Source organism: Rhodothermales bacterium, from assembly GCA_013002345.1.
Classification (GTDB): domain Bacteria; phylum Bacteroidota; class Rhodothermia; order Rhodothermales; family JABDKH01; genus JABDKH01.
The window spans coordinates 1-22,303 of record JABDKH010000136.1; the positions used below are offsets into that span (position 1 = coordinate 1).

Consider the following 22,303-nt stretch of genomic DNA (forward strand, 5'->3'; position numbering starts at 1 on the left):
GAATCGACGTCCCCGGTTCATCGTACGCGTTTGAGATCGGACGCAGGATGGGATTCCCGGACGACCTGCTTTCCCGCGCGCGAGACCTGGTGGGTGACCGGAAAGTGGCCCTCGAAGATCTCATCTCGGACTACGAGTTTCGCGTGGCTGAGCTGGCGGAACTGCGGGAAACGCTCGACCACGAGCGCAGGGATCTGCAGAGCCTTCGCGAGAAGTATGAATCGGATCTTAAGAAACTGCGTGGTGATCGCTCCAATTTGCGCGAGGAGGCGCTCCAGTCGGCGGACAGGCTCCTCCGCCAGGCCAATGCAGAAATCGAACGCACCATCCGCGAGATTAAGGAGTCTCAGGCCGGAAAGAAGGCGACCCGGGCCGCGCGCGAACGTCTCGAGGCCTTCGGATCAAAGGTGGCCGACCAGATCGCTGTGTCTCAGGCCGAAGCGGTACCTGCTCCGCATGACGACTCACGAGGGGATCTCCAGATCGGTGACCAGGTCGTACTGGACGATGGCTCGGTCAAGGCTGAGGTTGCAGAGTTGGATGATGGCCATGCGGTCATCGTGAACAAGGCGGTCAGATTGCGAGTGAAGCGCAGCCGCCTGACGCGAGTGGGCGGGAAGCAACCGCAGAAAGTTGAGGTCCGGCAGGCGGCGGCAGATGCCGATGTGCCGGCACAGGCGGTGAGACAACGCATCGATGTACGGGGACAGCGAGTGGACGAGGCACTCGCATCGGTAGGACATTTCATCGATGTCGCTCTGCCATCGAGTCTAAAGCGATTGGATATTCTCCACGGAACGGGGACCGGAGCCCTGCGCAAGGCGATCGCGGATTACCTGGATTCTCGGCCGGATGTCGCGGCCCACGAAGAGGCAGAGTGGGAGCAGGGAGGAGCCGGCGTGACGGTCGTGCACTTGCAGTGAGCTCTCGTTCGATCAGAATCGAATCGTCAACGCGGAAACGCCGCCTGTGTAGCGACCGCCGGCCCCGATGATGTCTGTACGCGGCGAAGCTGCAATACCGATGTCGAAGTCGTAGCGGGACGTATGGATTCCGATTCCGATTCCAAGAGTAAGCGCCGACGATCCTCCGACGAAAAGTCCGGTGCGAAGCGGAACTCGCACGGAGCCGCCGACCGAGTATTCCACACCGACGTGAAGTTCAGGAGGGCTCGCCACCTGGACGACCGATGAGCTGATTGGGGCGGAGGTTCCTCCGGTTAGCGTGAGTCGGCCGCCGGGCGCAATCCATGCTGCGCCAAAGTGTATCGCGGTCGGAAGCGCCGCTGTAAACGGGGCATAAGCTCTGTCGACCTGATCGTAGGTTCCTGACGCGAGACTGTCGATGGTCGATGTAAAGTATTCGCCGAGGTCGCCACCGAACTCATCACGTACCCTGTCGATATCCAGCACCAGTCCCTCGAACGAGAACTGGTTCGCGACGGGTGTTATCAGCTGAGCGTCACGTTTCCAGCGTACGAACCCGGCATCTGTTACACTCGCCGACAGCCGAAGACCAGGGGACGGCAGGAACGTAACTCCAAAATCAAGTCCGGCACCGACGCCCGCGGTTGACAGGAGCCGCGGTCTGAAGGAACTCCCGCCAAACACATCCGACGAAAACAGATCGATGCCGTCTACGACATCCCTGCTCAGTCCTCCGGCCGCTCTCACCGTGTACTCGAAGTCATGCACGATCGCCTCATTCGACACATGCGCAGTTGACCTCAGGCGGGCATCCACGAATTCGTTCCCGAGTACCAGCTTCGGCGAGACTCCCACGGCCAGCCGGCCGTCGTTGAATGTCTTTGCGACTGCTGCAGAGATCTCCGTTGTCGACATTACTGAAAACTCGCCCATCAGGGGGATGGATCGATCCTGGCCCGTGCCGGAGAGCAACAGGTCCAGCCATCCACCGTTGATGCCGACGCTCGACATGGCGCGCACCCTGAGTCCATATCCGAAGACCAGGTCGCCCATTTCATGAATGACACTCAGCGGGACGGTTTCGGCGGCAACTCCGACGCGCTTCAGAGAAAGACTCTCGGCGCCGTCGAACCAGTCATTCACAACCATGCGCGCGTCGTCTTCGCTGATCGTTCTACCACTCGTAAAGAGGTTGTTGTAGTGGCGGAACTGAAGGAGATTCCCGCCCGCCGAAACCCCGGCTCCTCCTATCGATAGCTCGACCATACCGGATCTATCCAGAGCGAGGTTGGCAGGATTTCTGAAGATGGCTTCTGAACCGTACACGAATGCGGGACCCCCACCGGCGAGAGAAATCGACGCCGGTCCCGACGCCGAAACCTGCGCATCGGCACGAATCGTGATACCGACAGAATGGATCGTGAACAGCCCGACGATCACGATGAATGTCAGCAGGTGGCGATATCCGTAACGTGAGTCGTGCATCAATCTCCGACACTCACGTTGAACTGGAAATCACCGCGGAGTGACAGATCGATCCGGTCTGAGGCGCGAATCCGGGCGCGAGACTCGCTGCCTGTCGCAAATGTGATTGTGATCCTGAGATCACGGCTCGAGGCCAGCTGCTGCAACGCGGCGTCCGCGAGGGCGAAGTCGACCTCACCCACGGACGTGCCTGTCGCGTATCCGTCGGCCCCGGCGGGAGCAGGGAGCAGGTCCATCGTCTCATCCGCAGTGAACGGAAGGCTGACGCTGATCTCGCCAAACTCGTCGACAAACTCGAGGCGGGCCTGCATTCCCAGCGGGATGCCATTCGAGTAGGCCAGCGTGAGCGTTGCCTGTTCGGCGGAGAAGTTCGACTCTGGGTCGGTAAGACCATCCAGCGATGAGAGATTGGCGGGCTCAGTGCGAGTCATCTGGAAGTCCCCGCGAACGCTCATCGGGACGGCCAATCCGACTGCGATGTCGACGTTAGCAGGTTGACTGATTTCGATGCGTCCGCCTACCGATCCGACAATCGCTTTGCCCACAAATTGGATCGTCGTGGGGAGTGCGCTAACAAACTGATTGATACTTGAATTCAGATCGTTGAGCACCACGGTGTGTCGTTGTGGCTGGCCTGGCGTTCCCTGGGCCGATATGGGCACAGCGAACATGCGCTCCGGCGGTACGGGCGATCCGTCGATCTCAAACGACTGGATCATCGTGTCGCCGGGAGCTACCGCGAGTGCGGACCGCCCCTGCAGGTAAACGAAATTTCCCGATCCATCGTCGCCCTGCAAGATGCCATAAAGCGTCAGGTCGGCTGTGATGTTGGTTGTGACGTTGATGGACAGTTCGGCGCCTCTCAGTTCAAGTCCGGTGACCTCATCCAGCGGACCGTAGTTGTCGAGTGTGCTTGTCACTCCTTCGCCGGTGGTCGTCGGGTCCAGCACGCCGTCGCCGTTCACGTCTTCGGTAAGTGTCGATGAGAACGGATCGGCGACAGCAGCGACGCGCGAAATAGTCAGGCCATTTGCCCGCGCGCTCGTGCGAACCTCGTCATCGTGCGCGACGGCGCGTTCATCCGTGGTCGTCTCGCTGGCCGCTTCGACGCGATAGCGGACCCGATCTCCGATGGCACTAATCCTCGTACCGGCCAGGTCTACGGCAATCGTCCGAGGTGGGGCGTTCCGTTCCAGCTTGGCGAATTCAAATCCGCTCGCCTTGTCCGACGTACCGTGAAAATGGACGACCAGCGTGTCCCCGGCTGCGTATGGTGCCACCCGTATGTCGGGGAAACTGATCGTAACGTCCTCGAGCGTGAGATCGAGGCCGTTGAGGAGATCGATAAGCTCAAGTGATCCGGATTCGATCTGCACGTAGTCGGAGGCACTGGCGAATGTGACGTCGTTGCCGTCGATAGCGAAGAACTCCTCCGTCTTGAATATCTCACCTGCAGGTCGGTAATACAGCACGTCGACATCCACGTCGCCCGAGACGGTCACAGTGAGCCCGTCGCTGGCTGCAAACGCAGCCGGTGCGGTCCTCGCCGGCGTGGTGGCCGTCACGACGACGTGTACGACCCTGCTCAGGGCATTGACGCCAAGAAACACCGGGACGTCCATGGCACTCTTCGCGGGAATGACTGGCCCGGACTGGCTGATCACCTGGTGATCGGCCGGATACGATGCTACGCCACTGGCATTCGTGACCGTCAAATTCTGAATCTGTACGGGTAGTGGCAGCGTGTTCTCGATTCGCACCACACCGGCCCCGTCTCGTGTCGTGATCCCCGTGAAATCAACATCGGCAGCTATGGTGAGATCAGACTTCGATGCATCGGCCATGGACGCCGGGATATTGTATAGATCGAACCCGGAGTAGCGGACTGGCGTCATGTCTGTCGCGATGCCTATCCGGGACGGGTCGTTCTCAATGGGCGCGAATCCCTGGGGCGTGCTTGCGTCCAAAGCGAAACGACTGTCATGCGGGATGTCGAGACCGGCCAGGCTTAGATCCGCCAACGCAGATTCCCCGGGCCCAGGGGAGCTGTTGAAAAGTGCGCGCGATATTTCAGCACCCGAGCTGGATTCAAGTACGATGGCCGGGACCGTTCCGGGCACCGTCGTCCCGTCCGTCAGTTCGACCGCAAGATCGTTCGAAAGCGCAAAGCGGATCCGGTTTACATCCGCGCCCGCCTCGTTCGTCACGCTGACCTGGTCGACATCCGACCCCGTAAGATCGACGACGCCATTTGTCGGAACGGTGAGGATGTCGCCCGTAGCGAGCGGCAGGTAAGCCTTGCCACCGGATATCAGCGGCGTCAGCGCCGGCGTCTGCCCTCCGCTTGCCTCTAGCACACCGATACGATTGTCGTACGAAGTCGCGATGCTCTGACTGGAGAAGTCGTCGAGCGTAACTACGATGTCTCTGGGTTCGAAGTTGATCGGCTCGATCACGTCGTCGATCTCAATTAGATCGAAGGCGTCCAGATCCTGCGAGATGAAGACCACGTCGCTCGAGGGGTCCACGGAAAAGATCGAGTCGAAGGCGGCGGTCGTGGTGTCGATCAGCGCCTCGATACCGGACCCATCAGGACCGAGAAACACAAATGACTTCTCGAAGACTACCGGTGCGGACGCGGTGGGGGTGAAGGAGAAATTCGGACCCTGTGTCGGAATGTCACATCCGAAGACCAGGGATGCCACGACCACGGGCAACAGGCGGCCCGCGCCCGGCGCACGAAATCGACGGCTTCGTTCCGCTCGCATAGGAATCTGTGGCGAAGTTGAGGTTGTACCGGATCCCCTGTGAGATCAGCGAGTCTACCCCTCGTCCTCCGCTCATCGCACAGACTGTCTGGGCCTGGCTATTCAGGTATCGGCGACGCGAGTAATGCGTTTAAGCGAAGATTCTGCCCATGCTTTGCGGCTTTTGTAGTCCTTCCGTTGAAACATCTGTCTATAATCCGATACATTCCGGGGTCTCGATTGTTGATTACTGGAGTGATTCGCAGGAGGGTCTGGTTTTTGATGCCTGACAAAGCAGCTATCATGGATGGTCGCTGTCGTTTTCTGCGGCAAATAAAGATGAACGCACTTCGCACCATAATCTTCTTGTTCAGCCTGGTCGTCTTCAGTACGGTTACGGTATTCGCACAGTCACGCTCTGCGGCGCCGCTTTCCAAAATCGAGCAGGCGTTCTCGAAAGGTGATGTGGATGCCATCGCGGCCCTGTCGGCCGATCGAGTCGAAATTGCGGTACTCGGTAAGAGCAGACTCTATTCGCGCACCCAGGCGAAATTCGTACTGAAGGAATTCTTCGGAAAGTATCCACCGGTGCGGGCCAAATTCTCGGAGCCGTCGACGACTGACAAGGGCCTGTTTGCGGCCGGTACATACCGGCACACAGCGAACAATCAGTCACTGCGTCTCTACGTGACGCTGAGAAAGGACGCATCGGCGTGGGCTATTCGAGAGATCCACGTCGACAAAGCCGCACGATAGCCACCATAGCCGGCCCTCAGGCCGGGCCGCATTCGTATGAGTTCGTCGCGTCGGTCGGAAGGAAGGCGGTTTGCGACTATCTCACTGATACTCGTGCTCTTCATCCCGGTGACCTGGGGTGTACGCGAACTCTCCCTCCGATCTATACGCTCCCACGTCGAGGCCAGTCAGCGCGAGGCCATCGTCGAAGCATTTGCGGGAATCCAGGGCGACTTCGAACGGCAGCAACTGGAACTGCTTGACACAGCTCAACGGGTGGCGGCCGAAGGCCGTGTGGTTCGCGGGCTGGCGGCGTGGGCGCCGGGTGCTCGTCCGGACGAAGAACTCGTACGGTTTCTGTCTGCGCTCGAGCTGCCGGATCGTGCATCCGTCGAAGTCTATGACCCGTCGCCTCGCCTGGTGGCCTGGAACGGATTCAGTATGCCGCTCGACGATTCGCCGAGTCGCACTGCGTTTCTGGAAGGAGCACTTTCGGCGATCGCCACGGATGGTCCGCAACGCACTGCGCTCGTTGTCTGGTGGCCGGTGCGGGATGGTCTGCGAGTAGTCGGGACCGTTCGGATGATGAAACTGCTGGAGATCGCTGTACCCGTAGAAAATCAGTACCTGCGCGAATTCAGTCAGGCGAAGATCTGGTCGGAGCGAACGCACCTCCAGGTGCGGTTGCGGTACGATGTGCCGTTCGACGACGTATTACCTCCGGGCGGGGAGGTACGACTCCTTTCCGGGATCGAGGGGTCACCGCTCGGGCGCGTGTTCATCGATCGGCCGGATGAACAGGATGTTGTGGGTGATCTTCGGAATACCTATAACGACGTGCTGGCCTTCTGGCTCAGCCTGCTGCTGTTGTGGTCTGCCTTCGGACTCTGGCGGTGGTATCGTGCCGGTCAAGCGGCGGCTGATGCCATCGGACTTACGGCACGCTTCGCTCTGTTCGCGTGCGCATGGTGGAGCATTCGATTCGCACTGATCGCGCTTGACGTGCCAGCGCGGTACCAGACCGGGAAGGCGCCGCTGAGTCCGCTCTTCGATCCTACGCATCTGGCATCGAGCGCCGGATGGGGATTGCTCAGCTCCACCGGTGATCTCGTCATCACGTCCCTGTTTGCCCTCATTTTCGCAGTGGCCTTCGCTGTACACATTGGTAGCACGCACGGCCTTCGCCCGGGCCGGCTACCGACCGGTGCCGGTCCTGTGATAGCGGCACTTCGTTCAAGTCGCACGTGGCTTCATGGTGTCTTGATTCTCGTGTGCGGAGTCTTGCTCATCTGGCTTCTCGCGATCATAACGCAGGCCGTGATTCTCGATAGCACGCTCGACTATTTCGCACGCACCGGTTTGCTGCCCGAGCGACTTGTGCTGGTCGTTTTTTCCGCCCTGCTCATTCTTGCGACGTCCTTCCTGATGTGCGCGGTGGCGATCTACTGGTGGAGCATCGAACAATTCGGAACAGCTGGCAAGGTCCTGGACATGCCGTCATCGCTGGGTGCCGTGGCCGTAGCGACCATGTTGCTGTTCGTGCTTTTAGTGACCGGCCTGATGGATCAGCTCCTGCCGTCGCATGCCGTGGCGATGTTCGGTGCTTCCGCCCTCATTGCAGCCTTCGCGGCGAGAGTGCGCGTTCCTGTCGCGCTGCTTACTCTGCGAACCGTGCTTCCGGGTATTTTGGTCTTAACCGCGATTCTCTACCCGCTCTTCTATCGGGGGATGCAGGTGCAGCGGCAGATGCGCATGGTCGACGCCGCCGCCTCGTTCGAAGACTGGCGAGACCCCCGCGTTCAGTATGCGATTGAGCGCGTACTCCTGGAGTCCCAGAGCAACGCGCAGTGGCGCGAGCTGCTTGCTCTTCCGGGCCCACCGACCGGCCAATTTGGTCTGGACTCGCTAACCACTGCAGCCGCTCGCAACTCGTTTCTTGCCTCGCTCGGCTCGTATGAAATCAGCGTGACGGCCTATCGGGCAGATGGGTCGCCGGCGGGTCGATATTACGAGGTCGAACCGCGACTTGACCGAACGGCCCTCGATGAGCTCGAACGACTGGATCTCGGACTTCTGCGTGGGATGTATGAGGAAAGCGGCGTGACCGATGTTCTGGTTGAGCCAATCACGGACCCTCAGCGGAACGACCGCTTTCCCTACTACGGCGTTGCGCCGTTCCGGAACAGCGCAGACCGGATTCTCGGATGGTTGGTTATTCGGGCCGATCCCCGAATCCTCCTCCGCGAAGCTATCACACCGTTCCCTCGCGTTCTCGTCCCCGCCGGCTTCTACGGAAACCTGCCAGGACGCCTTTCGGTCGCCGTTTTCCGCGATGGCGCCCTGGTTCGAAGCACGGGAGATGACTTCGGGAGCTATCGGCTGCCCGATGACCTGTCCGCGACCCTCGCAATTCGCGGAGAGTTGTGGCAGTCAGAGAGCATTCGCGGCAAGGACTATTACTCGTACTACCAGCGAAGTCAAAATCCGGATGCCATCTCCGGCGTTCCGGTAGCGACCGTCATTGCGGTCAGAAGCGCGTCGATCAACATATTCGACCATCTGTATAACCTGCTGCGGCTCACGTTCGGCGGACTGATCATTGGGCTTCCACTCTATCTCGCAGGAGTCGTAGTACGAAGGCGCAAGGGCCTGCTGCCGGCTCCCCAGGTCAGGTTTCGCGACAAGATCCTGAACGCGTTCTTCGGGGTGGGTGTGATCACGGTGGGCATCATGGCCATTGTCGGCCTGCAGGTTGTGACGTCGGAGAACGAACGCGAGATCGAAGGGCGGCTGCGCCAGCATCTCGAGCGCGTCGAACGAACCCTGGCGCTGGATGTCCGCGGGGGCGAAATGACGTACCGCGTACTCGAACGCACACGCATCGACTCGCTGTCGGCCCGCGTGGGACTTGATATCAACATCTATAAGGACAACGTGTTGGTGTCGTCCAGCCGGCCGCAGCTCGTGCGGGACCGCCTTATTGATCCTCGCTTGCCCGTCAAGGCCTACGAGGCGCTGTATGTCGATGGCTTCAAGTTTGCGCTGACACATGAGCGCCTCGGCAGCTTCACCTACACGGCCGGATTTCGTGCGGTCCCGGATGAAGAGGGACGAGCCCATTACGTGATATCTATTCCAACGCTGCCGGAGCAGGACGAGATAGAGGAAGAGAAGGCGAGGACCATCGCCTATTTGTTCGGGGCTCTTCTGCTCTTGATCCTGGTTGTGATGATCACGGCGTCACTTCTTGCCAACGCCCTGACGAGGCCGATCGCTCGCCTGCGCGCCGGTATCAATGCGGTCGCACTCGGAAGCTTCAACCGCATCCGTCCCCTCGACACGCGCGATGAGATCTCGGAACTGGTCGACTCGTTCAACACGATGCAGGATCAACTCGGCGAGAGCCGGCGACGCCTCGCAAGACAGGAACGGCAACTCGCCTGGCGCGAAATGGCCAGACAAGTGGCTCACGAGATCAAGAATCCGCTCACGCCCATGAAGTTGTCCGTGCAGCACCTGCGCAGGTCATTTGATCGCAAGACGAAAGAGCATGAGGATGACTTCACCGGGCTGTTCAATCGGATTACGACGACGCTGACCGAGCAGATCGACGCACTCGCACGTATCGCCAATGAGTTCTCATCGTTCGCACGAATGCCGAGCAGGGTGGAGGAGTCGATCGACATCAACTCCGTCGTCGAGGAAGCCGCGGCCCTGATGCAGGCAGAGGTGGCGTTTAGCCTGGATCTGGCCCTCGCCCCGGACCCTCTCATCATTCAGGCGGATCGCGAAGAAGTGCGGCGCATTTTCATCAACCTGATCAAGAACGCGATTCAGTCCATTCCGGATGACCGGGAAGGCGAAATCAGGATTCTGACCCGACGAGATCAGGAGGGCGACCTGTGGTGGGCACATACGATCGTCTCCGACAACGGTGGCGGCATTTCGGACGACGTGAAGGCCAAGATTTTCGTCCCCAACTTCTCGACGAAGACCAGCGGAACGGGCCTCGGACTCGCAATCGCACGCAAGAGCGTCGAGGATCTTCATGGCTCGATAGGCTTTGAGACAGTCGAGAACGAGGGATCTGCGTTCTGGATACGCCTTCCGCTCGTACTCGGCGACTCACTCCCGGGTCGCGGTTCCGAACAGGAATCAGATGCCGACCCGATTCATTGAATCGCTATCGGCATCACGTTATCTTGAAAAGATCCACCGCCTATCTCCTAATCGGGCAGTTTCCCAACCCCTCATGACGGAATCGTCTACTCTTCTGGAGCAGGCAGTCGTAATTGTGCCCCCGTTCGCCCGGGAGTGTCAGGATCAGGCAGCCGATGCGTGGGGCGCTTCGTTCGACCATCCCTTTGTGACGGCCCTTGCGGACGGCACGCTGGACTCCCGGAAGTTCAGGTTCTATCAGATGCAGGACGCCCGCTACCTGGAGGCTTTTGCAGATGCATGCTCACTGATTTCGATTCGCATCGAAGACCCTGATACAAAGCTGTGGTTCATCGACGCTGCGCGACTCGCAATCGTGGTGGAGCAGCAGCTGCATCAGGGCTATGGCGAGAAGCTGGGTTATACGCCGGCCGACATACGAGCCGTCGAACTGACGCCTGACAACCGTGCGTATCAGAACCACATGATCTCGTGCGCGACGCGTGGAAGCCTCACCGAGGCTATCGCCGCACTTACGCCGTGTCCCTGGTTGTACACCGCACTCGGGACGCACCTGGCAGGTCGACTGGGCACCATCCCGGACGACCACCCGTATGCGGAGTGGCTTCGGACGTATGCCGATCCAGGATTTGTGACCTACACAAATGAGTTACTCGGCATACTCCAGGCTGTCGCCGATCATCAATCGGGCGATGTCCTCAATCGCGCGAAGGAGGCCTTTGCCGTCAGCGCGCGCTACGAGTGGATGTTCTGGAATCAGGCCTGGAATGAGCAGCGGTGGGCGGTATGATTAAGTCAGCTTGCACGATCGCCTCCTGCGTGAAAGTGGGGTCGCCCGGATGCGAGTGATCGTCATCGGTGCCGGTGAGGTGGGGTACGACGTGGCACGCATCCTGTCCGGGGAGCAGCACGACGTTGTCATCATCGACCTGAATGAGAAGGCTATCGAAGAGGTCGGGAGCCGTCTCGACGTAATGGCGATCCACGGCAACGGAACTTCCATGACGGTTCTGGATCAGGCCGGTCTGAGGAAGGCCGACATGCTCGTCGCCGTGACAGCGATTGACGAGGTAAACATTATCGCGTCGATGATCGCCGACCGTGTCGGCGTGCCCACAACGATCGCCCGCGTGCGGTCGGAGGAGTTGTCACAATCATCTTCCGTAATCAACACCGACGAATTCGGCATTGATCTTGTCATTCATCCTGAGGAAAGCACGGCCGCGGAGGTATCACGGCTCGTTAAGCGAGCCAGCGCCACGGATGTGCTCACGTTCCTCGATGGCCGGCTCCAACTGGTGGGCATTCGGCTGGATCAGGATTCAGGGATTATCGGGAGTACGCTGGCGGAGGTTGTATCCGGACACAGCGATCTCACATTTCGCGTTATGGCACTGGTGCGTGGTATCCGGACGATCGTCCCCCACGGCGAAGACCGGTTTCGTAGAAACGATCAGATCTTTGTCCTGGCGCCGCCGAAATACGTACCAAACCTTGTCCGGCTCACCGGCAAGACGGAGGGCAAGGCGCAGGAGATCATGATCCTTGGCGGCAACACGATCGGTGCACGGATCGCACTTCTGCTGTCGTCCGAGAAGAACAAGAGAGTCAAGCTTATTGAGCCCAACCGAACGACAGCGACAAAACTTGCGGAAGAGCTGAAGGACGTACTTGTGATTCACGGCGAGGGCACGGATATCGACCTGCTCGCCACCGAGGGGCTGGGCGAGATGGATGCCTTTGTTGCCGTCACAGACGATGAGGAATCGAATCTGGTTACGTGTCTTCTGGCTAAGCATCTGGGCGTGAAGAAGACGATCGCCCTGCTATCGAAAGGCGCATACATTCCTATAAGCCAGTCGATCGGGCTCGACGCCGCCGTGAGTAGCAAGTTGGCGGTATCCAGAGAGATTCTGCGTTTCCTCCGGGGCAAGCACGTGCTCAGTGTGGCCACCGTGCCGGGGCTGGACGCGGAAATTCTCGAGATCGAGGCGGCACCTCGAGCACCGATTACGTACGGCACGCTCGCAGAGATCGAGCTGCCAAGGGGCGTGCTCGTTGGTGCGGTGTCGCGAGGGAAGAACGTCGAGATCGCTACCGGGGACACACACGTGAATGTGGGCGACCGTGCCATCGTGTTTGTGCTTCCACGCCTGGTGTCTGAGGTCGAGAAGCTCTTCTCCAAGCCGTAGCCCGATACGGGGCCGGAGCGAACTACGTCATGGTAGTAAACATCAAGATCGTTGCAAGTACGCTCGGTGCCCTCATCTTCTTCCTGGGCATCGCCCTGCTTGTACCGGCTGTCGTCGCGCTGATCTATGGTGAGTCCGCCTGGTTGAGCTTTGTCGTGACTGCTGCGCTCTCGCTCGTGCTCGGTGCAGCACTCTGGCGCGGTCTGCGATCGAGCGACGAACTGCGTGTTCGGGAAGGATTCGCGATCGTCGCCCTTGCCTGGCTTGTCCTCTCGCTGCTCGGCGCCCTTCCGTTCGTATTCGGAGGTGTGCTCGAGACCTACACCGACGCGTTCTTCGAAACCATGAGCGGCTTCACGACGACCGGTGCGACAATTCTCGGAGGCGCGATGACGCCCGCCATTGAAGAGATTCCGAACTCATTTCTCTTCTGGAGAAGTTTCACGCACTGGCTTGGCGGCATGGGAATCATCGTGCTGACGCTCGCGATCCTGCCGATTCTGGGAGTCGGAGGGATGCAGCTGTACAAAGCTGAAGTGCCGGGCCCATCGGCCGACAAGCTGACCCCACGCGTGCGTGAAACGGCGAAGCGGCTGTGGTACATCTACGTGGGGATCACGCTGGTGGAGATCGTCCTGCTGCTCCCGCAGATGAGCATGTTCGATGCCGTCAACCATGCGTTCGCCACCATGGCGACGGGCGGGTTTTCAACCGAGAATGGATCGGTGGGGCAATATGACTCGGCCTATATCGACTGGGTCATCACGATTTTCATGTTTCTGGCCGGTGTGAACTTCGCGCTGCACTACCGAATGCTTCGAGGGAAGGCAATTACGGTATTCAAGGATACAGAATTCAGGGTCTACACGGCGATTGTCGTCGCGTCGACGCTCCTGATCTCGATTGTGACGTGGGCGCCCGCCATGTCGTGGGCTCCGTTCCAGATGACAGCGGATGCCGCGTTTCAGGGTTACGAATCGTTCCTTGACGCGCTTCGCTACGGAGCTTTTCAAGCCACAGCTATCATCACGACGACGGGCTTCGGTACATCCGACTACGAACTCTGGCCGCCACTTGCGATAAGCATCATATTCATCCTGTTTTTTGTCGGCGGAATGGCAGGCTCTACGGGTGGTGGGATGAAGGTGATTCGGCAGATCCTGCTGTTCAAGAACTCATTCAAGGAGATCAAACAGCTTATCCATCCTCACGCTGTCATTCCTGTCCGCCTGAATGACAAGGTGGTTTCGCAGGACGTCCTCAAGAATGTCCTCTCATTTACCGTACTCTATTTCGCACTGATATTTTTGGGCACGTTCGTGATGGGTGCTCTCGGGCTGGATGTGATGAGTGCGCTGTCTGCATCGATGAGCTGTGTCGGGAATATCGGTCCGGCGTTCGGCACGTTCGGCCCGGCGGAGAATTACGCGCACGTCCCGATGGCGGGGAAATGGGTGCTGTCGATTCTAATGATGGCGGGCCGGCTCGAGATCTTCACCGTCCTCATCCTAGTCGTGCCGGCCTTCTGGCGACGCTAACTGGACGAAAAGTCGCGGTACCCAAAGTAATGTAGCACGTACTTCGATTTGATGGCCTTTCCTTTCCCGAATCCGGGTAATAAGGCTACTCTCTTCTCAACTTCCCGGGCCGGGATATTTCCATTCCAGATGTTTTCCGCCCTACCGTCGTAGTCATCGACAACCGCCCGGGCCAGAGCAATCGTGTACTCGGACATCCTGTTCGTAAAGCGATGCACGGCCGGCGTTTCGGCAAACACCGCGCGAAGCCGATCAAGGTCCATTCTCGATATCTTGCCCATGTCCAGGTGGCCGAGTCGCTGGTGAAGTCGAATCGGTCCGGTGAACGCGTACTCGGCGCGAATCCTCTGATCGTAGAGTAGCCCAAGAAGGACCGCCTCTCCGCTTTTCCGCAGGAAGTCGTCCGCCTCGGTGTCACCTGTGAGCGTCCCTTCTTCGAGGAGACGGTTCACCATCCGGACGAAGCCGCCTTCAAGGCCGGGCATTTCGAGATAAGAAACGGTGCCGCGCTTCTGCCCGCCCTGCTGCCGCTTTGTTGCCGCTTCTACACGGTCGACTTTCTTTTCCATGTGGATCCCGTGGGCGAGTCCATGACATCTACTCCAAGTGCCTCAATTTCGGCGCGAAGCGTGTCGGCTGCTTCAAAATCCCTTGCCTTCCGGGCTGCTTCCCGTTGTGCCAGCAACTCCTCTACGACTTTTCCCAGATCATCATTGGGCGTATCGGCTTCAGATCTGTCACCGGGAATTCCATGTGGTATTCCAAGCAAGCCGTCGGTCCGATCAATGAATGCGAGCGCGCTTCGCGCACTGGCTGCGCTCATGCTATCCCCGGTCGCCTGAATCAATTTGGCACCTTCGATGGCCGAAGCGATAGCAGCCGGTGTATTGAGATCGTCCAGCATGGCACCCAGCATGTCGTCGTACAGGGATTCCAGCTTCTCTCCCAGTCGATCTTCACCTTCATCCTCCGAACCACTATCCGCTTTCAACGCAATTGTGTGAGCCGACCTTAGCCGATCCACGTGCTTCATTGACGCCTTGAGCGTATCGAAGGTGAAGTTGTACGGTTTGCGATACTGGCCGGAGATCAATGCCAGTCGGAGTGCAACCGGATCAATGCCGCGTCCGCCTTCCGACTCGGGCGCCACCAGGTCGGGCACGGTGAAATAGTTTCCCTTGCTCTTCGACATCTTCTCGCCCTCAACTTGCAGGAACCGCGTATGCACCCAGTGTCGGGCAAAGGGCTTTCCGGTCAGGCTTTCGGCCTGCGCTATCTCGCACTCGTGATGAGGGAATATGAGGTCTTCGCCTCCAGCGTGGATATCAATCTGTTCGCCCAGGTATGTCGCCGACATCACCGAGCACTCGATATGCCATCCCGGGAAACCCCATCCCCACGGGCTGTGCCATTGCATCAGGTGTCCCGGGTCCTTCTTCCATAACGCGAAGTCACGCGGATCGCGTTTACCTTCATCCTGGACTACGTCGCGCACGCTCTGCTCCAGAGTTTCGGCACTGACGTTTCCGGACAGCTGACCGTAGCGAGGAAAACTCGGCACCGAAAAGTAGATGCCTTTCTCGGTCTCGTACGCCACGCCACTGGCCACGAGCTTCTCGACGGCCTGGATTTGCTGCATGATGTGCTCGGTGGCACGCGGCCGGACGAACGGTTCCTTCAGGTTCAAGCGGTGCCAGTCGGAGATCAGCGAATCCGTATAGTGGCGTGCGAGGTCGTAGACATTCGCGAACCGTTTCCCCTCGGATTCCAGCGCTTTCGCCATTCGATCCTGTCCGCCTGCATCGGCCGCGTCGTCCTCCGTCAGGTGGCCGACATCGGTAACGTTCGTCACGTACTTCACATCCCAGCCGATGGCTTCGGCTGTCCGAACGATCAGGTCGGCGGTCAGAAACGATCGGAAATTGCCGATGTGAGCGGTGGAGTAAACAGTCGGTCCGCACGAATAGAAACGCAGGTGGCCGGGCTCGATGAGCCGGACGGGTTCGACCTTTCCGCTCAGGGTGTTATGAAGCCTGAAAGGCTGGTCAGAGCGGTTCATGGACCAGACGGGGAAGATGGTTCGATGTAGGCGAAAACGCGTTCGTTGCGAATATACGGACTCGAATTGCTGTCGTTCGTCAACCGAATATGAAGCGAGATCCCGTTAGCGCGTTCCCCCGGCAGGCTGGCGCACCAGCTCCCACACGAGGTGCTGGATTTCGGGAAGAATGAGTTCCTCCAGAGCCAACCGCACGGCGCCCGTTGAGCCCGGCATGCTGAACACGAGCCGGCCGCGGACAACGCCCGCCGTCGCGCGCGACAACATCGCCGCCGGCCCGATCTCCTGGAACGACAATGTCCGGAAGATCTCCCCGAATCCCGGTAGGGTCTTCTCCAGCATGGACTGAATGGCCTCGAATGTGGTATCGCGGCGGCTGATCCCCGTACCTCCGTGAATCAGGACTACCTCTGCCGCATCGAGGAACGAGTCAACGGCCTTCCGAATGATCGACGCGTCGTCCGGCACGATCCGGTATCCCGTGAGCGGTAGCCCGCGCTCCTCCAGAGCGGCCATGATGAACTTTCCACTCTTGTCGGTCGCCTCTGTCCTGGTGTCGCTCACCGTCAAGATCGCACACCTCACCGGTGTATCTCGCGACTGCTGGATATGATCTTGATGTCCCACCGCCTCCGCTAGCTGACCTTCTGATCTTCGTCGAGTGCGGAAACGTCCGCACGTTCGGTGTACCACACGGGTGGGTCGTAGCCCTCTCCGCCCCAGGGGTGACAACGAAAAATCCGATGGACGGACAACACCAATCCCTTTAATAGTCCGTATTTACGGAGGGCCAGTACGGAGTACTCGGAGCAGGTCGGCGCGAAGCGACAAGACGACGGCACGTGCGGGGAAATAATCCGCTGATAGCCCTTTATCACGGCGATAAAAAGCATCGACGGAACCGAGAGAACCAGTGGAATTAGCTTCATGTCGTTAGGAGCGGGTCGACATAAACTCAATGATCCAGGACGGGCCCGGTTCCTACAGGTGCAGAGATCGTGATCAAACGTTCGCCCGGTGCGAGCACATGCTGGTTCGCATCAGTTGCGTGCGGCAATGACGTCTAATTCCCCGACTGTCCCCCGGATGCGGACTGAACCCTGCGCGCAAGTTCGCGCATCATGCCGCGGAAGATCACTTTGTGAATCGGGTACAGGAGATACCAGTAGATGATGCCCAGCAGACCCTTCGGTTCAAAAAAGGCGGTCTGCGTGACTCGAATACTGTTCGAGTCGATCGGCGCAACCTCAAACTGTAGCCAGGCATCCCCCGGCACCTTCATTTCCGCACGCAAACGCAGAAGTCTGTCGGGCTCTACGTCCTCCACGCGCCAGAAGTCTATCACATCACCGACGCGGACTTCGGTAGGGCTGCGACGGCCTCGGCGAAGTCCGACCCCTCCCACCAGGAGGTCCAGCAGTCCGCGAAGCTTCCATAGCGTGTTGGCATAAAGCCAGCCATTCTGCCCGCCCAGGCTTCGGATCACACCAAATGCGTCCTGCGCGTTGGCCTGCATCACGCGCTGTCGGACCTCACGAATCATCCCCTCTCTTACAACCAGCTTCTCCAGTTCGCCATTTGTCCGGACACTTGACGAATACGCCCCGTGCCAGCTCGTTTCCACTTGATCTTCGTCGAAGCGCCGTAGAGCCCGTCGCACGGCTTGCTCATACGTTAGCGGCTTGATGTCGAACAGCGTGCGGGCGGAATCATCCGTCACAACCACGTCGTTGTCGAGTCCTTCGATGAGGGGTCGAGCGATCCGAGTGGATAATGGTGTGATGAGACCCACCCACAGTGACGACAGACGCGGAGTCAATACCGGGACGGGAATGATCGGCCGCCTGAGGCCGCGAATCCTTGCGTAGATCCTGAACATCTGCTCGTATGTAAGGATGTCGTCGCCACCGATCTCGATGACACGGCCAACGCTTTCGGGCGTCTCAAGTGCTGCCAGCAAATACTCCAGAACCGTCCGGATGGCAATCGGCTGGGTCGGGGTCTTCACCCACTTCGGACATATCATGAGCGGCACGCGCTCGGTCAGATAGCGGATCAACTCAAACGAGAGACTACCCGACCCGACGATCACGGCCGCCCTGAATTCCGTGACGGGAACGCCGCTCTCCGCCAGATATCTTCCCGTCTCAACCCGGCTCTGCAGATGGCGGGACTGGCGTGATCCCTTGGGCTCAATACCACCCAGGTAGATGATTCGCCGGGCGCCCTGCTCTGCAACGGCCCGTCCGAAATTGTGAGCGGCTGCCCGGTCGGTGGAGGCGAAATCCTCGGCGGAGGCCAGAGAATGGATCAAGTAATACGCGATATCGACGTCAGTCAGAGCAACATGAAGCGTCTTGTAGTCGAGGGCGTCGCCTTCCACGACGTCGACGTCGCCGGCCCATCGTCGGTCGCGCAGTCTGCTCCGGTCCCGGACGAGGCAGCGAACGCGATAGCCGCGTTCCAGCAGACGCGGCACCAGCCGGCCACCGACGTAGCCCGTTGCTCCGGTAACGAGCACAAGAGATCCATTCATACGAGATCCGGGATGCCAATCATGACAGTGTGGGTCGGCGGAATATATCATTCTCCGGGTTGCCCGCCGGAGTTCGGGCGCCACCACGCGGTTTCGAGGCCCACCAGCGATTGAACGCCCTCGCTCGAGCGCCTATTTTGGGTTGTCCCACCGATTCAGGAATTCTCCACCCATCCCCTGCGAGATGCGCCGAACGAAAATTGTCTGCACACTGGGTCCCGCGTCCACCGACCTTGCCACGATTCGCGGACTGGTCGAGGCCGGGATGGACGTGGCTCGCCTGAACTTCTCGCACGGCACGCACGCGGAGCACGGCCGGCGTATTGATCTGGTGCGGCAGGCGGCGCGCGAGGTCGGGCGCGTTGTCGCAATCATGCAGGACCTTCAGGGACCCAAGATCCGGATCGGAGATGTCCGTGGAGGTATCGTCACCATCAACGACGGCGACGAAATCATTCTTACCGCCGATGAAATAAAAGAAAGCGACGGCAAGCGGGTTCACGTCAGCTATCCGGCGCTGGAGGCAGACGTAGAGGTCGGGAGGCACATTCTCATCGACGATGGCCTCATCGAACTCATGATCACGAACATTCGTGGCAAAGACATCGTGACGAAGGTGCTTGTCGGTGGCGAATTGCGATCGCGTAAGGGCGTCCACCTTCCGTTGATGCGGAATACGAAGCCGTCGCTGACGGAGAAGGACCTGGCGGATCTCAAGTATGGTCTTGATCGAGAGGTCGACATCGTCGCACTGTCGTTCGTGCGAAGAGCGTCTGATATCGAGGATCTCCTCAAACACATCCGTGCGGCCGGCAAGGAAGTGAGCGTAGTGGCCAAGATCGAGAAACCGGAGGCCGTAACGTGCCTGGACGAAATCATGGCCTCGGCCAACGGAATCATGGTTGCCCGCGGAGACCTGGGAATCGAGATGCCGCTGTCCCAGGTCCCGGGAACTCAGAAGCTCATTATTCGAAAATGTCTGGAGCGCGCCAAGCCGGTGATTACCGCAACCCAGATGCTCGAGAGCATGATTGACAATGCCCGCCCTACACGTGCCGAAGCGAGCGATGTGGCGAACGCGGTACTCGATGGCAGCGACGCCGTCATGCTGTCGGGTGAGACCGCCGTCGGGAAGTATGTCGTTCGCGTCGTCGAAGTGATGTCGCGCATTATCGTCGAGGCCGAAAAGCACTACGACTTGAATTCGGTGCTCTCCGAACAGGTCCCGACGCACGACGAGTCCACGGACGTGGTGACGGAATCCGTCGCTTTTACGGCCGTGCGTATGGCGGAACGAACGGGGGCACGCGCTATCGCCTGCCTGACGGCGACAGGAACCACAGCTCGATCGATCGCTCGCCACCGTCCGTCGGTTCCTGTATACGCATTTACGGACGACGAAAGAGTCGTGCGGCGGCTCAGTCTGGTCTGGGGAACAAAGGGCTTCGCGATTCCTTTCCAACACGACACGGATCACGGCGTTCGGGCGGTTCACGAGGTGCTGAAACGCGAGCTTCTCGTGGAGGAAGGCGATAGCATTGTGATTACGGCTGGAATGCCGCTGCCGTCGAAGGGACGCACAAATATGGTTCACGTCAGCCGCATCTAATACCAACTCGTTCTGATACTAGTCCGGTCACCTCATCGAAGTAACCGCTACAGCTCATTACTCTCTCCAGCGGTGACGAATCGTACGCCGATGAAGCGGACCCTCTTCTTGATAGCCCTGTTCGCGTGGGGTGGCTGTTCCTCAACTTCGTTTGTCGGCAAGCGTGTCGACAATTTCACGGCGTACTACAGCACGTTCTATAACGCCAGAACAGCGTACGACACGGCCGAAAAAGCGCTCGAGCAGCCGGACAAGGCGATCGATCGAGATACCTACCTCTTCGTGTTCGAGCCCGGAAGCCCGGGCGCCGGCGTCAAGGATTTTGAGAGCGCGATCAAGAAGAGCGCCGACGTTCTCAGAGGCCACCCGAATTCAAAATGGGTGGACGATGCACTTCTGCTGATTGGAAAATCCTACTACTACATGGGTAACACGGTGGGTGCCCAGCAGAAATTTCGTGAGGTCATCGATCGGCAGTCGTCTCTGGAAGATGAGGCGAGATTCTGGCTTGGACTCGCACTGATGTCGGCTGGATCGTTCGACGAAGCGGGCGCCCATCTCCAGGAAAGTCTGGACAGGGACAAGGTGTCGAAGAAGTGGCTCGCGCGCATGAGGCTGGCGCTCGGCGAGATGTACGTACGCCAGGAACGCTGGGAAGAAGCAGCCGAACAACTCAAGGCCGGCGTCGACCGCGCCGACGATCGCGAACTGAGCAGTCGCGGCCAGTTTCTTCTTGGACAGGTGTACGAGACGATCGGCATGTTCGATCTAGCCTCGAGAGCCTATCGTGACGTGAGCCGCTTCAAGCCGATATATGAACTCGAGTATGCGGCACGCTTCAGCGCCGTCCGCGTCGAGGGCGAGCACGGGGTACCGGAAGATGCGCTGCAGTCGCTCAGGAAGATGGAGCGGGACGGCAAGAACTTCACGAATCGAGCCGAACTTGCGTATCTCAGGGGCAGGATCCTTATGGCGGACCAGAGGAGTCAAGACGCCTATGACACGTGGTATGATGTGCTCTACAATTCAGATGGGAATATCAGTTCCATTCGCGGGCAAACGCACTACCACCTTGGTCTGCTGTTCCGGGACCAGTTCATTGATTTCGACAGAGCCGCGGCCCATTTCGATACGGCTTCCACGTCCCTCTCTAGAGGGACTCGTTCGAACGCGGCGGGGCGGACCGAGAGGCTTGCGTCGAGTCCGAGTGCGATAACGGATGCGGCCGAATTGGCTGACGTATTCGGCACCTTCGCGTCGTTCCACGCCGACGTGCAGCACTTCGATTCGCTTCTCACGCTTGGGTCGCTGGACGATGAGGCCTTTCGCGACCGTATAGAAGAGATTCGCCGACAGCGGGCGGCAGAAATTGTGGAGGAACGTCGGAGTCAGGAACGGAGGGCTGCAGAAGCGAGCTTTCGTCGCACCGGAGCCGATGTTGGCTCGGCCGGGGTTCCGCGCACCGGAGCCGCCGGCGGCAGTGCAGACTATGCGACCGCCGGGTTTCTGTATCACCGAGATCGCTCACGGGTCCAGGACGGACTGCTTGGGTTCTTTGATCGATGGGGAGAGCGGCCGGCTGTCCCGAACTGGCGTCGTAGAGCAGCGATCACGGAAGGCCGCGGCCCCGGCACCGCCGAGGCGGATCCGGAATCCGGCGCTCCGACGATACCCGTCGGGACGGTCACGGGCGACGTCACAACCGACGCCCTGCTTAGAAGCGTCGATGTCGACATATCCGAGATACCGCGCTCGGCGGAAGCACAGGCGCAAATGAGACTGCGGCGGGCAGGCTCCCGGTATGAGCTCGCCAACACGCTGTTCCTTTCCATGGCACGTCCCGATTCTGCAGCTGCATGGTACCGACTCGTTTTTGAGGAGTCCGAGGACGCGGAGATAAGTGCGAGGGCGCTCTACGCCCTGGGCGAAGTCCAGCGGGCGACCGGCGACCGGGAATCGGCCGACGCCATTTATGCAGACGTGCTGGAGCGCTATCCGGATTCCGAGGTCGCCAGCCGGGCGGCGCAGCGGCTCGGACTGGAGTCGGCAGTCGCTTCCGTCGCCGAGGCAGACATTCTGAACGACATGTACCGCGCCGCTTTCGAGCAGTGGGTGGACGGGTCGTTTGATGACGGAATGCGAGGGATGCTGGCGCTCGCGGCCGCGTATCCGGACAGCCTGTTGTCCGGACGTTCTCTTCTTGCTGCGGGAGCGATTTATTCGGACTGGGCCGAGATCGAAAGGGTTGATATTACCCAGCCGATAGCAATTGAAATTCCGGACTCGCTCTGGATTCA

At 59.4% G+C, this 22,303-nt stretch carries 15 protein-coding genes; 8 read left to right on the top strand and 7 right to left on the bottom strand.

Translation table 11 applies throughout. From position 1 onward, the window contains the following. The coding region (locus tag HKN37_06920) for an endonuclease MutS2 (GenBank protein NNE46375.1) at positions 1-923 on the top strand (923 nt) is incomplete at its 5' end. A 12-nt stretch (positions 924-935) separates the two neighbouring features. Here HKN37_06920 and HKN37_06925 read toward each other — a convergent pair. Continuing rightward, positions 936-2,411 carry a hypothetical protein gene (locus HKN37_06925; protein ID NNE46376.1) on the bottom strand — a complete coding sequence of 492 codons (1,476 nt, stop codon included), beginning with the start codon at positions 2,409-2,411 and terminating at the stop codon, positions 936-938. Further along, positions 2,411-5,179 carry a hypothetical protein gene (locus HKN37_06930; protein ID NNE46377.1) on the bottom strand — a complete coding sequence of 923 codons (2,769 nt, stop codon included), beginning with the start codon at positions 5,177-5,179 and terminating at the stop codon, positions 2,411-2,413. Before HKN37_06930 ends, HKN37_06925 begins: the two co-directional genes overlap by 1 nt. Positions 5,180-5,440: 261 nt before the next feature. Here HKN37_06930 and HKN37_06935 point away from each other — a divergent pair, with 261 nt between their 5' ends. The 5 genes from HKN37_06935 (at position 5,441) to HKN37_06955 (ending at position 13,802) form a co-directional block, all read left to right on the top strand. Continuing rightward, complete coding sequence (locus tag HKN37_06935; protein ID NNE46378.1) at positions 5,441-5,914, top strand: DUF4783 domain-containing protein; 474 nt, start codon at positions 5,441-5,443, stop codon at positions 5,912-5,914. A 93-nt stretch (positions 5,915-6,007) separates the two neighbouring features. Further along, positions 6,008-10,072 carry a HAMP domain-containing protein gene (locus HKN37_06940; GenBank protein NNE46379.1) on the top strand — a complete coding sequence of 1,355 codons (4,065 nt, stop codon included), beginning with the start codon at positions 6,008-6,010 and terminating at the stop codon, positions 10,070-10,072. A 73-nt stretch (positions 10,073-10,145) separates the two neighbouring features. After that, positions 10,146-10,862, top strand: a complete 717-nt coding sequence (tenA, locus tag HKN37_06945; GenBank protein NNE46380.1) for a thiaminase II — start codon at positions 10,146-10,148, stop codon at positions 10,860-10,862. 49 nt (positions 10,863-10,911) lie between these two features. Then, positions 10,912-12,264: a Trk system potassium transporter TrkA gene (trkA, locus tag HKN37_06950; protein NNE46381.1), complete on the top strand. Its 1,353-nt coding sequence runs from the start codon at positions 10,912-10,914 to the stop codon at positions 12,262-12,264. A 29-nt stretch (positions 12,265-12,293) separates the two neighbouring features. After that, the gene (locus tag HKN37_06955; GenBank protein ID NNE46382.1) at positions 12,294-13,802 is read left to right on the top strand and encodes a TrkH family potassium uptake protein; all 1,509 of its coding nucleotides are present in this window, start codon (positions 12,294-12,296) and stop codon (positions 13,800-13,802) included. Here HKN37_06955 and HKN37_06960 read toward each other — a convergent pair. From HKN37_06960 to HKN37_06980, 5 genes are all read right to left on the bottom strand, one after another. Next, entirely contained in the window at positions 13,799-14,371 is a 573-nt protein-coding gene (locus HKN37_06960; protein ID NNE46383.1) for a hypothetical protein, read from the bottom strand. The two genes, HKN37_06955 and HKN37_06960, sit on opposite strands and share 4 nt — an antisense overlap. Continuing rightward, entirely contained in the window at positions 14,347-15,861 is a 1,515-nt protein-coding gene (locus HKN37_06965; protein ID NNE46384.1) for a cysteine--tRNA ligase, read from the bottom strand. The genes HKN37_06960 and HKN37_06965 overlap by 25 nt, the downstream gene beginning before the upstream one ends. Before the next feature lie 105 nt (positions 15,862-15,966). Continuing rightward, entirely contained in the window at positions 15,967-16,488 is a 522-nt protein-coding gene (locus tag HKN37_06970; GenBank protein NNE46385.1) for a MogA/MoaB family molybdenum cofactor biosynthesis protein, read from the bottom strand. Between the two features lie 8 nt (positions 16,489-16,496). After that, entirely contained in the window at positions 16,497-16,790 is a 294-nt protein-coding gene (yidD, locus tag HKN37_06975; GenBank protein NNE46386.1) for a membrane protein insertion efficiency factor YidD, read from the bottom strand. A 134-nt stretch (positions 16,791-16,924) separates the two neighbouring features. Next, entirely contained in the window at positions 16,925-18,397 is a 1,473-nt protein-coding gene (locus HKN37_06980; GenBank protein NNE46387.1) for an SDR family oxidoreductase, read from the bottom strand. A 184-nt stretch (positions 18,398-18,581) separates the two neighbouring features. Between HKN37_06980 and pyk the strand changes: the two genes are divergently transcribed. After that, positions 18,582-20,006 (top strand): pyruvate kinase, encoded by a 1,425-nt coding sequence (gene pyk, locus HKN37_06985; GenBank protein ID NNE46388.1) that lies wholly within the window; start codon positions 18,582-18,584, stop codon positions 20,004-20,006. Positions 20,007-20,096: 90 nt separating this feature from the next. After that, positions 20,097-22,303 (top strand): tetratricopeptide repeat protein (locus HKN37_06990; GenBank protein ID NNE46389.1); only part of this gene is annotated, 2,207 nt, incomplete at its 3' end.

Bases quoted from the DNA above. Each gene is read 5' to 3' on its own strand.
- pyk (NNE46388.1), top strand. From the start codon at position 18,582: ATGCGCCGAACGAAAATTGTCTGCACACTGGGTCCCGCGTCCACCGAC.
- HKN37_06935 (NNE46378.1), top strand. From the start codon at position 5,441: ATGCCTGACAAAGCAGCTATCATGGATGGTCGCTGTCGTTTTCTGCGG.
- HKN37_06955 (NNE46382.1), top strand. From the start codon at position 12,294: ATGGTAGTAAACATCAAGATCGTTGCAAGTACGCTCGGTGCCCTCATC.
- HKN37_06960 (NNE46383.1), bottom strand. From the start codon at position 14,371: ATGGAAAAGAAAGTCGACCGTGTAGAAGCGGCAACAAAGCGGCAGCAG.
- trkA (NNE46381.1), top strand. From the start codon at position 10,912: ATGCGAGTGATCGTCATCGGTGCCGGTGAGGTGGGGTACGACGTGGCA.
- tenA (NNE46380.1), top strand. From the start codon at position 10,146: ATGACGGAATCGTCTACTCTTCTGGAGCAGGCAGTCGTAATTGTGCCC.
- HKN37_06930 (NNE46377.1), bottom strand. From the start codon at position 5,179: ATGCGAGCGGAACGAAGCCGTCGATTTCGTGCGCCGGGCGCGGGCCGC.
- HKN37_06965 (NNE46384.1), bottom strand. From the start codon at position 15,861: ATGAACCGCTCTGACCAGCCTTTCAGGCTTCATAACACCCTGAGCGGA.
- HKN37_06980 (NNE46387.1), bottom strand. From the start codon at position 18,397: ATGAATGGATCTCTTGTGCTCGTTACCGGAGCAACGGGCTACGTCGGT.
- HKN37_06925 (NNE46376.1), bottom strand. From the start codon at position 2,411: ATGCACGACTCACGTTACGGATATCGCCACCTGCTGACATTCATCGTG.
- yidD (NNE46386.1), bottom strand. From the start codon at position 16,790: ATGAAGCTAATTCCACTGGTTCTCTCGGTTCCGTCGATGCTTTTTATC.